Below are 11,767 nucleotides of genomic sequence, written 5' to 3'. Positions count from 1 at the left end.
TACGCTTTTGGAGAGGAGTAAACTATGGCAGAAGAAGAAACGTTGTTAGAACAACTTTTTGATGACGAAAAATTAACCGACAAACAAAAAAAAATAATCCTTGCAGCCATTGATACATTTTCCGAAAAAGGCTATGCTGCTACGTCTACAAGCGAGATTGCTAAAAAGGCCGGGGTTGCTGAGGGAACTATTTTCAAGCATTATAAAACAAAAAAAACATTGCTGATTTCTATAGTTGCTCCACTTATGACTAGGATAGTTGGTCCGTTAATTGTGAAGGATTTTCATAAGGTATTAGATGAACCATATGAAAATGTTGAAGATTTCCTAAGGGCAACAATTGAAAACAGAAGAGAAGTATTTAAAAAACTACTTCCAGTTATAAAAATTTTGATACAGGAAATCCCTTTCCAGCCTGAGTTACGTGAGCAATTTGTAGAACAAATAGCCAGAAAAACATATGAGCGGGTTTTGGAAATTATTGTGAATTACCAAGAAAAGGGTCAAATAATCGATATCCCCCCACCTAGCATAGTTCGATTCGCTGTTACAAGTATATTTGGTTACTTAATCTCACGGTACATTTTCTTTCCAAATAGCGAATGGGATGACGAGCTGGAATCAGAGCTCACTATTCAATTTATCCTCCGTGGAGTAGGAACAAAATAGACATTTTATCTAAAAAGAAAAGCATGTGCTACTAAGCATGCTTTTCTTTTTTGGATTGTGATGATCGTTGATTTAGTAAAAACACATACAAAAATGCACCCGCTCCTAGTAATCGCAATCCTGAGCTAATGTACATAGACAAATTCATTCCGATAAGATTCAATGACCAAATCCCAACCTGTGGTGCAATGAATGCGACGAAGGCAAGGAGCACATTATACGTGGTAATACAGTACGTACGGTACCTTTCAGGTGATTGCTCCAACAACAAGTTAAATAACAATAGAACAGTACCGGATAAGAAAAATCCTGAAGTTGTTTGAATTAGGGTTAAATAGTATAGGTTTGTCGATAGAACTGTTAAAAACGGGGTTGTTGCCATTCCAATTGCCGCCCATATGAAGACTTGCATATTAGAATACTTATCTGCCCATTTCTTCCATAACGGGAACGTTAAAAACTGCATAAGCATGCTTCCAACAGAGAACATACTAATCCAAAATATTGTTGCACCTGCTATTCGGACATTATAAATATTGAACAAGCCCCAAGCCATTTGCCAACCAAAGTTAAATAAAAGAGCAGCTGCCAAAAACCAAACATAGCTTGAATATTTAAAAATGCTCCAGTCCATCCATTTCTTTCTTACTTGCTCACCTGATGTTTCAACAACGTCTTCTTCTTGTTTTAATAGGAAAAATACTTCTAGTAATCCGAATCCAAAGGCTAGTGCGAACAGAATTTGATAGGCAATAATACTTTCAGTAGCATCTTTCATTAATATCCCAATAAGCAATGTTGATATAAGTCCAACCAGCGTTAACAGGCGATTGCGATCACTAAAAAATTGCCCTCTTCTCGATTCATCAATCATTCCACTTATCAATGTTTGCCACCCTACATTGGCTATCGTGTTCGGAACACTGATAAAAGCAATGATCCCTAGGAAAGCCCATGACTGAAACGAATCAGAAGGTAAATAAACAACAAGTACAATAAGCAAAAACATTAACCTTGCAAGTAAAACAGACATCGCAACTAGTTTCTTTTGTGTGCTTGCTCGATTAAGTAGGATTGCTGCTGGTATTGTCATTAACAGTGCCATTAATGGAGGTAACGAGCTAATTAATCCTACTTGATAATTAGTTGCCCCTAATATGGTTATAGCAAAAATAGGGAAAAAATTATTGGAAAAGTTAAGTGCTATCGTAGATGCCATTCCATGGTAAATACTAATCTTCTCATTATACGGTCTCAAATTCTGTCAGCCCCATCAATTTTTAATAGAGGATATGCTAGAATTATTATATACTTGCTTTGATAGAAAACAAGTACTTCGAGACACAAAATTTATACGATTTACAATTTTAAGAAAAACCAGACAAAAAGACACCCAATCCTTTAAATCAAAACCTGTTTCTAGCGTTTTTGAAATGCTTTGGACAGACATTTTCTATATGATTACCGAGTAAATTTTTAGTGATATTGGTTGTGACGTCCGTCACAACCAATATCACTTTTTTTCGGTAATCTTATGACGTTTGCCTGTCCGTCGCCCTCCTACAACTCTTAAAAACAGGTAAGTGCGCTTTTGGATAACTAAAGAAAGATACTTTCCTATTCACTGAGGAAGCTGACGGATATGCAATTTCGTTCTATATTTCGCTTCTTTATGAGGCAAATACTTACTAATTCAGCTGCGATTACAGATGGTTTTCACTATCTCGGAGACCAACAAGATGTTGATCACGAAGGAGTTGCAACCACGTTTGTAGCACTCTTAGCCTTTGTTCCTTTGCCTGAAATGGAAATCAGCTATATTATTCATTCTTTAAATTCCCATAGATCCAATATCCACAGGTCATTTTATATACTTTCCTATCTTACCAAAAACGAGGTTGCTAAATAATAAGTTTGGATAGCCTCTGCTACACGTACATTCATTCAACATTTGTATATATTTATAGGCTTAAATTTACCTAATTAAATAAAGTTCTTAAATTCTAATAAATACGCCCTTTCAAAATAGTTAAATAATGTATTAATACTTGTTTTATTAGTGACAATAAGCGGTCTTTTATTTACAATTGATTCTTAAAGAGTATAATGTGTAGATGATACAAAAGAACATTTACTGGGTATAATGGATTGCAGAAGGATACTGCATTATATAAACAAGCTTCACTTTATTTGAGAAAATGGGGTGTTATCAAAAATGAATCAAGAACAACAACTGACGCTTGTTGAACATTTAACAGAACTTAGAAAAAGACTTATAATTGTTGCATCGACTTTCATTCTTTCCCTTGCTTTAGGATTTTGGTTGGCCCCAAAAACACTTACTTTCTTAAAACAACAACCTACTGCTATAAATGTTGAATGGAATGTTTTCGGTTATACAGATGGTTTAATGATTTATGTTAAATGTGCGTTAATACTAGCCATATTAATAACTTTACCAATTGCCCTACATCAAATATGGTTATTCGTAAGACCAGGCCTTAATGAAAATGAAGTAAAGGGTACAGGCTATTTTATTCCGGTGTCATTTTTCTTATTTTTAATAGGAATCAGTTTTAGTTATTACATACTATTCCCCCTTATGCTGAATTTTATGTCTAATATCAACGATTCAATCGGTGCATTAGAGACCTATGGGATGAAGCAATATTTCACTTTTATGTTCAATCTAGTGATTCCCGTAGGTATTGTATTTGAATTACCTGTTATTATACTGTTTCTAACCAAATTGGGTATAATAACTCCAGATCGACTAAGAAAAATGAGAAAAGTATCATACTTTGTACTAGTAGTCGTAGGAGTTTCCATTACTCCACCAGACTTCATATCTGACTTTATTATTGTCATTCCATTGTTATTGCTGTTTGAAATTAGTATTCTTGTTTCCAGCTGGTCTTATAAAAAACAACTTGCAAAACAAGCACTTGAGGACCAAATTTTAGAGCAATAAATTAATGCGCACTTGCCACTGAATTTATATACTATCACCTAGAGGAGGAACTTCCATGCCAAACATTGGAGTACCAGGATTAATCATCATTTTAATAATTGCTTTAATCGTCTTCGGACCATCTAAATTACCTCAATTAGGTAAAGCAGTTGGACAAACGTTAAGAGAATTCAAAAACTCTACAAAAGACATCGTCGATGATGTTACCGAAGAGTTTAAATTGGATGACAAAGAAGCAGACACTAAAAAGAAAGCATAATAATAAAAACCAACTATCTTTCACCGGATAGTTGGTTTTTTGATTGATCAATTTTTAATAGATACTTCAAACCCTCCCAGTCCAATTATTGCCTGTAAAGTTTCACAAAGCTACTGTTAGGAAAAACCTGTTTCTATCGTTTTCGAAGGGCTTTAGACAGACTTATTGCTATACTATTACCGAGTGATTTTTTAAGAGAGACTGGTTGTGACAGACGTCACAACCAGTCTCTCTTTTTCGGTAATCTTATGGCATTTGCCTGTCTGTCGCCCTCCTACAACTTCTAGAAACAGGATAATGCATGTTTGATTAATTAGAGAAAAGCTACTTTCCTATTCATAGTGGAAGCTCGAAGATCCAATTTCTTCATGCTCTATTACAGAATAGTATCCCTAATTGACGGTTTCCCCCTATATTATCTTTGACTACTATTGTTATCATCATCTGAGCAATAAGCTATGGTAAATCTTCTTGTTGAATACTACACTCTCTAATCAGCGGTATTAGTCCTTCTTTCAAGTCCCATGAACCCCCGTGTAAAGGTGCATGTTTATATACTTTCTGTTGAAAAATCCCCTGTTATGCATTAATGCTTAACAAGGGATTTTCTGGCTATAGATTTTTGAAAAATACTCGTATAACATCCGCTCCACCTATAAAGGTACCGAACGATCCGAACAAGTTAGTTAACACAACTACGAGTAATACCCTAGTTACTTTGTTTCTCCAAAACCCTTTAATCGTAAAGACATCTTCTGATAACCTTTCAAAATCGGCTATCGTTGGGCGCTTGATATATGCTTGGACAAGTCCTGAAAACCAACCTGACGCTAAAATAGGATGAAGTGCTGTAACTGGTGCCGTGATAAATGCTGCTAAAATTGCTAATGGGTGTCCTAATGCTACCGCTGCTCCTACTGCAGCCATTGAACCAGTCCAAAGAATCCAGCTAAGTGCCTGGTCAAAACCTGCAGAAGGATTTGCTATGAATGTAAACACAATTAATGCGACAATCAAAATCGGAATTGCCCAACCGATTATTTTAGGGACAACTGACTTTGGCGGTAAAGCTGATAATTCAGCTAAATCCTGCTCCTTATGAATTTCCTTTGTAATACCAGGCACATGGGCAGCACCTAAAACCGCTATAACTTTCTTCCCTGGCGCTTCCTTAATTTTTTGAGCTAAATACTGATCACGCTCATCGATTAACGGTGTTTTTAGCTTTGGAAAAGATTCTGTAAACTCTGCTAAAACAGCATTTAAAGTATCCTTGGACTTCATATTCTCCATTTCTTCTTCCGATATAGTATCCTTACTGAAAATACTAAAGAAAACGGAAGTAAGTAATTGTGATTTCCCAGTCCATCCAAGATTATGCCATATACGTGAAAAAGTAGTTTGGATATTACGATCTGCTAATACAAGCTCTGCTCCATTCTCTTTCGCACTTGCTATACCTTGAATCATTTCCTGACCTGGCTTTATATCAAACTGTTTAGCCATCCGATTTTGGAAAGAAGAAATTGCCAGGTTCATTAATAGTAGTGTAGCTTTCTTATCTTTAATAACCTTAAAAATATCTGTCTGTTTCCACTTATTATTATCAATAATAGATTGGTATCTTTGCTCATCCAATTCAATACAAACAGAATCTGGCTGTTCTCTATCGATAACTTCCTTTACCTGTTCTGCACTCTGTCTTGATACATGTGCCGTTCCGATCAATATAATTTCCTTATCATTCACATATAAACGTGTAATATTTTCCTCGGACATAAACTACTTCCTTCGTCTAATGTATTATCTCTTAGTAATACCATTAAGAGATTCTCTATCTTTCATAATGAAGTAGATTATCATAAATTTCAACGATGATTCCATTTTATTTATAAATTTTTTGAAAAAACTTTATTTTTTTGCCAAGTTCTCCCCACTAAGCCCGAGAAAAACGTTTCTTTGCGTAAACGTAAGTTACTGCCAGTGCCAAAACTAATACTGTTCCTTTAATAATATCAAATGCATAATAAGGTAAATTTAAAATGGTTAGGCCGTTCAATAAGATTCCAATTACTGCTGCTCCAAAAAAAGTACCCAGTGCATTAGGCTTCCCAATTCCTAAAACGGAATAGCCAACGAAAACTGCAGCAACTGCCTCCATTAAAAGTGGGGTACCAGCATCAATTTGACCCGAACCTACCCTAGCTGTGAATAATACTCCTGCCAATGAAGCAAAAATTCCAGAAATAATATAAGCGATGAACTTCACTTTACGTGTGTTCACTCCCGACAATGTTGCAGCTTCCTCATTTCCACCCGTCATATATAATATACGGCCCCAGCGTGTATGATTGAGAACAATATAAGCTACTACCACTAGTATTAACATAATCCAAACAGGTACAGGTAACCCAAGTAATCTACCTTGGCCGATCCAAAGAAATGCCTCTGAAAATTGCCCTGGAGCAGTTCCACCTGATGTAAGTGGCATATTATTGTAAATTGAGTATCCTTCTGTATATGTCCGATGAAAGCCCGCAACAATATACATCGTACTTAATGTTGCTAGTAAATCAGGAATACCTATAATTACAATAAGGAAACTATTAAACAAACCCACTAATACTCCAACTAGAATTGGTACAATTAATACAAGCCATAAAGGCATCTCATACCAAACCATTAGAGATGCCGTCACAACTGTCGATAGCGACATTGTAGACCCTACACTTAAGTCAAAACCTCCTACTACAAGTGTGAAAGTCACTCCCAATGCTAATAGGGTAACGATAGAAATAGAGCGTAGAATATCTGTGAAATTTGCATATGTAAAAAAGGCATCACTTATTGAACTAAAATAAATAATAATACAAATAAGTAACGCAATAGCCCCAAACTTAAATAAAAAATTGATACCTCTTTCTTGCAACTTATTTTTCTTTACCACCGCTTGCATAAAGCAAAATCCTTTCCTGGGTCGCTTCTTTCCGTGATAATTCCTTCACGATTTGACCATCATACATAACTAAAATGCGATCAGAAATTCCTAGAACTTCATGAATTTCACTTGAAAAGTAAAGACAACCCTTCCCTTTTTCAGCAAACTCACGAACCATCCTATAAATATCTGTTTTTGCACCAATGTCTACGCCTTTTGTTGGCTCGTCGAACAAATAAAGAGCCGAATCGAGAGAGGTCCATTTACCAATGGCAACTTTTTGCTGATTTCCTCCACTTAAATAAACAAGTGGTGTCTCTGTACTACTTGTTTTAATCTGTAAACGCTCAATAATCTCTTTCGCAAATGACTTTTCTCTCCTTTTATTCATAAATAAGAAACGAGAAAAACTTTGTAAATTAGGGAAAGATGCATTGGTTTGCAATGATTCATGAACAAATAGCCCTTCTTTTCGTCTTTCTTCTGGAATTAGAGCCATGCCTGCTTTTATCGCATCTTTTGGATGCTTTATTTTTAAGGTGTTTCCTAAGATTTCAATACTTCCTTCTGTATGTGGAGAATATCCAAATAATGTTTTAGCTAACTCTGTTTTTCCTGCCCCAACAAGACCGACAATACCAACAACTTCTCCTTCAGACACTTGAAAAGAAATATTCCTTACCTTTTCTCCTCTCGAAATATCTTTAACACGAAGTAATATATTTCCCAATGTATGTGTACGAACAGGAAAATCTTTGCTATAAGAAGTTCCTAGCATAGCTTCAATAATCTCTTCTTGGCTAGTCTCGGTAATATTATAGGTCCCTACTAACGTACCTTCGCCCATAACAGTTATCCGATCGCAAATTTCAAATACTTCTGGTAGTCGATGAGATATGAATATACACCCTACTCCATTTGCTTTTAGCTTTTTAATAACTGAAAATAACTTTGTAGATTCATAAAGAGATAGGGGCGCCGTTGGTTCATCGAAGATAATAATCTTTGCAGAACTTACTAGCGCACGCGCTATCAATACCAACTGTTTTTCTGCCAGAGAAAGCATAAATGCTGGTTTTTCTACCGGTATATCCTCAGCTTGTAATTGCTTTAAGGCATTTTGTGCTACGCTATGTAGTTTCTTTTTGGAGATAAATATATTAGTACCAGCAACAATGGAATCCAGCAATATATTTTCTGCAACCGAGAGCTCTGAAACGATTGCAGTATCTACCTCTTGATATACACAGTAGATTCCAAAATCCTTTGCGACTTTAGGGGAATGTATACGTATTTTTTCTCCTTCTAACAAAATTTCTCCCTTGTCATGCTCATACACACCCGAGAGTACTTTCATAAGTGTACTTTTTCCTGCACCATTTACACCAAGTAAGGCATGTACTTCACCTTTTTTAAGTTCAAATTCAGCCTTTTTCAGAGCATTTACTTTTCCAAATGATTTATCTATAGCCTTCATATTAAGATAAGAATTCTGCATCGATTGCTCCTTTCTTAGAAAAAGCTGTCCCATAAACAGGACAGCTTAAATTCTTTTTAAGTTATCTGTTTTCTTCTAATCCTTTTAATTCATCTGTGTAGCCTTGATCGCTTGCTCCCCAACCTTCAATATGATCACTGAGTTCATTCGTCGTTACTGTTTCTTCCGGCAATTTAGAGGCTTCTACAAAAACTGGCTCTAATACGACTTTTTCTTCTACATTACCCCCACTAATTTTTTGATATAAATAACGAACTTGAATACGACCGATATCCTTAGGATCTACCGCTGCCGACGCAACCCAGGGACTATTGTCATTTTGAATCATTTGTAAATCTTCATCACTCATATCGATACTATATACCTTAATATCCGTACGCCCTGCTTGTTCTATTGCTCGAACTGCACCTTTGGCAAACTCGTCCCACGCAGCCCAAACAGCTGTAATTTCACCTTCGTTAGGGTATTGTTTTAATACCGCTTCCATTTGTGACTGAGTATCTAAAGCAGTATTTTGTGTTGCTGCTCCGAATGTCGCGATTTCTTTAATCCCTGGATTCTCTCCTAGAAAATTCTCATATGCTATTTGTCTTCTTTCCATCGGTGCAAAACCTGCTACCCATATTTTCACGATATTCGCTTCACCATTTGAATCTTCCGCTAGTTTTTCTAGCGTCATTTGGGCCATTTTTTCATCACCTTGTTCTAAAGAAGTTACTCCTTCAACTTCAACTCCCGCATCAAATGCGACAACCGGAATTCCCTTTGCAACTGCATTCTCTACCCCTTGGTTCAGCGCTTCTTTGGTACCGTGATCTATTAAAATACCGTCAACCCCTTGGTTCACCGCGGCATCCAAATTGGAAGCCATTTTAGATAAATCCCCTTCAGAAGTAAACACTGTGACAGTTCCACCAAATTTCTCTACTTGCTCTTTTACACCTTCAATATATTGAGCTGAAAATGTCCCTAAATTTTGTTGCATAACCAATGCAATTTTCTTGCCAGCTAGCGGATGGTCTGAAGCCTCTGCCTTACTGCTAGATGAAGTACTTACTTCTCCCTCTGCTTTTGGTTGACATGCGGCTAACAATACTCCAATAACCATAATCGCAAATAATAACCAATACTTATTAGTTTTCATAAATTTTCTCCTTTTCATTTGAAACCGCTAGTTGAGTTGAAATGTTTTCACTATAATTTGGATAGATAATACCTTTTTCTGTAATAATAGCGCTTATATATTTTGATGGTGTCACATCAAACGCAGGATTGAATACTTTTGTATTTACTGGGGCAATAGCTTTGTCGTTAATAATAATAATTTCCTCTGCTTTCCTTTCTTCTATTGGTATTTCTTCTCCATTATTTATGGATAAATCGAATGTAGAGGATGGTGCGGCCACATAAAATGGAATTCCATATACGGAAGCAAGAATAGCTAAGTTAAGAGTTCCTATTTTGTTTGCTGTGTCACCATTTTTAGCTATCCGATCAGCTCCAACAATAATTGCTTCTATTCCTTTTGCCCCTATTGTGTGAGCAGCCATACTATCGGTAATAAGTGTCACATCGACACCTGATTGCTGTAGCTCCCACACTGTCAGCCTGCCTCCTTGAAAGACAGGTCTAGTTTCACATGCAAATACTTCAAACTCTTTGCCACGTTCTTTTCCTAAGTGAAAAGGTGCTAATGCGGTACCGTACTTTGCAGTAGCAATAGAACCCGCATTGCAAATAGTCATTACTTTGGTTTTATCTTCAAATAAAGAAAGTGCAAATTCACCAATATTCTGACAGGACTCCTCGTCTTCCTTATGGATTCTCATTGCTTCTTTAACTAGTAGCTCTTTTGCAATCAGAACATTATCCATATGACTTGCTACTTTTAGCAACCTCTTAAGTGCCCAAACCAGGTTGACAGCAGTTGGTCGCGATTTGCCCAAGTATGTTGCATCCTTTTCTAGTATTTCTAGAAAATCTATCATTGAATTTGTTTTATAGTTCTGCGCCTCCATAGCTAATCCATATGCCGCCGTAATCCCTATGGCAGGAGCTCCACGAACTTTTAGGGTAATTATGGCCTCGTAAACATCTTTAAGTGTTTCTAGTTTTATATAGACAATTTCATGCGGAAGCTTCTGTTGATCTAAGATTATTAACTGCTTACCTTCCCACTTAATTGATAATGGAATACTCACTTTTTATTTCTCCTAACAACTCAATTACTGCATCTATTGAGTCTATTTCCTTATGACTCACTATTAATCTTTCACCAGCCTTAAGAGTTTGTTTTTTTAGTAAAATTCGTTGTTCTTGGTTTTCAATACTATCCAAGTCCTTCACATGTGCCAGTCCAATTGTTCTACGAATAAGCTCACACCCTGCAAATCCTAATGAATCATGAAATATTTTCCCTAACACAAATGCCTCATATCCCTCAACGTCATTAAATAAGTCAAATTCACTCTGTTTCAAATACTCCGAAAATTTACCGGAGAAAGTGATCCATGTGTTATGAATATGACTATGTATGACTTCACGTTGTTCGCCTTCTCTGGTTATAGATTGAACTATTAAATTTGCCAAAAATAAGCCTATATCAAATCCAATAGGACCATAAAAAGCAAACTCTGGATCTATTACTTTAGTTTCTTCTTCACTCGCAAATATACTTCCCGTATGAAGATCTCCATGTAGCAAAGCTTCAGCTTCTGTCAAAAAGCTTCTTTTTAATTTTGCTACTTCGAGCTTTAATAAATTATTATTCCATATTTCTTCCACTTCTGATCGTAATGCAGGTTCAAAGTCATTAGTTTCATGATTAAAAAAAGGATCCGTAAAGATTAAGTCCTCCGTGATCTTACACAATTCTGGATTAGAGAATTCTACAACAAGCGCTTTTTTTTCGAAGGGATGAAGTGCAAAATCAGAAGTATGAAAAAGTGTCGAAGCCAGATATTCCCCAATGTCAGATGACAGTTTAGGATAGGACTCCCCTTTTATCAAACCCTCACGCACTATTTCTAGATGAGATAAGTCTTCCATAACCGTGATTGCTAAATTTTCATCTGTTGCATAAACTTTGGGAACTAGAGCGGCAGCATATTCTCCATGTTTTTGTAATGCACTCGCTTCAATCTTTGCCCTTTTCAGTGTAAGTGGCCAACTCTCCCCGATTACTTTTGCATAGGGTAAGGCCTGTTTAATAATAACTCCATGCCCACTTGCTCGATTTGCTATATGGAATACATAGTTTAAATTTCCATCACCAATCTCTTCACAAACTAATGGAGCTTCGTTCGAGAACAATGATAATTCAATTGCCAGTGAAATTGCCGTTTCTTTAGTTAATGCTTCGTATTTTTTCGTCGCTACTACCGCCATTACTATCTCCCTCTCATTTAAAAAATAAAAAACCTCTTTCCAAAA

At 36.2% G+C, this 11,767-nt stretch carries 11 protein-coding genes; 4 read left to right on the top strand and 7 right to left on the bottom strand.

The genetic code is table 11. The features are described from left to right. The first annotated feature begins 24 nt into the window (after positions 1–24). On the top strand, positions 25–669 hold the full coding sequence (locus tag MKY37_RS10680; protein ID WP_340776849.1) for a TetR/AcrR family transcriptional regulator: 645 nt from the start codon (positions 25–27) through the stop codon (positions 667–669). Positions 670–700: 31 nt separating this feature from the next. Here the strand turns inward: MKY37_RS10680 and MKY37_RS10675 are convergent, their stop codons facing one another. Then, entirely contained in the window at positions 701–1,927 is a 1,227-nt protein-coding gene (locus MKY37_RS10675; RefSeq protein ID WP_340776847.1) for an MFS transporter, read from the bottom strand. Positions 1,928–2,341: 414 nt separating this feature from the next. Between MKY37_RS10675 and MKY37_RS10670 the strand changes: the two genes are divergently transcribed. The 3 genes from MKY37_RS10670 to tatA all read left to right on the top strand — a co-directional run bounded on the left by MKY37_RS10670 (position 2,342) and on the right by tatA (position 3,899). Then, the gene (locus MKY37_RS10670; RefSeq protein ID WP_340776846.1) at positions 2,342–2,578 is read left to right on the top strand and encodes a hypothetical protein; all 237 of its coding nucleotides are present in this window, start codon (positions 2,342–2,344) and stop codon (positions 2,576–2,578) included. Between the two features lie 306 nt (positions 2,579–2,884). Continuing rightward, on the top strand, positions 2,885–3,640 hold the full coding sequence (gene tatC / locus MKY37_RS10665; RefSeq protein WP_340776844.1) for a twin-arginine translocase subunit TatC: 756 nt from the start codon (positions 2,885–2,887) through the stop codon (positions 3,638–3,640). Positions 3,641–3,695: 55 nt separating this feature from the next. Further along, the gene (gene tatA / locus MKY37_RS10660) at positions 3,696–3,899 is read left to right on the top strand and encodes a twin-arginine translocase TatA/TatE family subunit (protein ID WP_211896070.1); all 204 of its coding nucleotides are present in this window, start codon (positions 3,696–3,698) and stop codon (positions 3,897–3,899) included. Between the two features lie 612 nt (positions 3,900–4,511). On the opposite strand, the gene MKY37_RS10655 is transcribed toward tatA, so the two are convergent. The 6 genes from MKY37_RS10655 to mtnK all read right to left on the bottom strand — a co-directional run bounded on the left by MKY37_RS10655 (position 4,512) and on the right by mtnK (position 11,722). Further along, positions 4,512–5,678 carry a TraB/GumN family protein gene (locus MKY37_RS10655; protein WP_340776839.1) on the bottom strand — a complete coding sequence of 389 codons (1,167 nt, stop codon included), beginning with the start codon at positions 5,676–5,678 and terminating at the stop codon, positions 4,512–4,514. 157 nt (positions 5,679–5,835) lie between these two features. Then, the gene (locus MKY37_RS10650; protein WP_340776837.1) at positions 5,836–6,855 is read right to left on the bottom strand and encodes an ABC transporter permease; all 1,020 of its coding nucleotides are present in this window, start codon (positions 6,853–6,855) and stop codon (positions 5,836–5,838) included. Beyond that, the gene (locus tag MKY37_RS10645) at positions 6,830–8,335 is read right to left on the bottom strand and encodes a sugar ABC transporter ATP-binding protein (RefSeq protein ID WP_340776834.1); all 1,506 of its coding nucleotides are present in this window, start codon (positions 8,333–8,335) and stop codon (positions 6,830–6,832) included. Before MKY37_RS10645 ends, MKY37_RS10650 begins: the two co-directional genes overlap by 26 nt. Before the next feature lie 61 nt (positions 8,336–8,396). After that, the gene (locus MKY37_RS10640) at positions 8,397–9,479 is read right to left on the bottom strand and encodes a sugar ABC transporter substrate-binding protein (RefSeq protein WP_340776833.1); all 1,083 of its coding nucleotides are present in this window, start codon (positions 9,477–9,479) and stop codon (positions 8,397–8,399) included. Next, entirely contained in the window at positions 9,469–10,536 is a 1,068-nt protein-coding gene (gene mtnA / locus MKY37_RS10635; RefSeq protein ID WP_340776831.1) for an S-methyl-5-thioribose-1-phosphate isomerase, read from the bottom strand. Before mtnA ends, MKY37_RS10640 begins: the two co-directional genes overlap by 11 nt. Continuing rightward, entirely contained in the window at positions 10,514–11,722 is a 1,209-nt protein-coding gene (gene mtnK, locus MKY37_RS10630; RefSeq protein WP_340776830.1) for an S-methyl-5-thioribose kinase, read from the bottom strand. The genes mtnA and mtnK overlap by 23 nt, the downstream gene beginning before the upstream one ends. Between the last annotated feature and the right edge of the window lie 45 nt (positions 11,723–11,767).

The organism is Psychrobacillus sp. FSL K6-2836 (assembly GCF_038003085.1).
Taxonomy (GTDB): Bacteria; Bacillota; Bacilli; order Bacillales_A; family Planococcaceae; genus Psychrobacillus.
This window is presented reverse-complemented; position numbering and strand designations above follow the sequence as displayed.

Bases quoted from the DNA above. Each gene is read 5' to 3' on its own strand.
- MKY37_RS10680 (WP_340776849.1), top strand. From the start codon at position 25: ATGGCAGAAGAAGAAACGTTGTTAGAACAACTTTTTGATGACGAAAAA.
- MKY37_RS10670 (WP_340776846.1), top strand. From the start codon at position 2,342: ATGAGGCAAATACTTACTAATTCAGCTGCGATTACAGATGGTTTTCAC.
- tatC (WP_340776844.1), top strand. From the start codon at position 2,885: ATGAATCAAGAACAACAACTGACGCTTGTTGAACATTTAACAGAACTT.
- tatA (WP_211896070.1), top strand. From the start codon at position 3,696: ATGCCAAACATTGGAGTACCAGGATTAATCATCATTTTAATAATTGCT.
- MKY37_RS10655 (WP_340776839.1), bottom strand. From the start codon at position 5,678: ATGTCCGAGGAAAATATTACACGTTTATATGTGAATGATAAGGAAATT.
- MKY37_RS10650 (WP_340776837.1), bottom strand. From the start codon at position 6,855: ATGCAAGCGGTGGTAAAGAAAAATAAGTTGCAAGAAAGAGGTATCAAT.
- MKY37_RS10645 (WP_340776834.1), bottom strand. From the start codon at position 8,335: ATGCAGAATTCTTATCTTAATATGAAGGCTATAGATAAATCATTTGGA.
- MKY37_RS10640 (WP_340776833.1), bottom strand. From the start codon at position 9,479: ATGAAAACTAATAAGTATTGGTTATTATTTGCGATTATGGTTATTGGA.
- mtnK (WP_340776830.1), bottom strand. From the start codon at position 11,722: ATGGCGGTAGTAGCGACGAAAAAATACGAAGCATTAACTAAAGAAACG.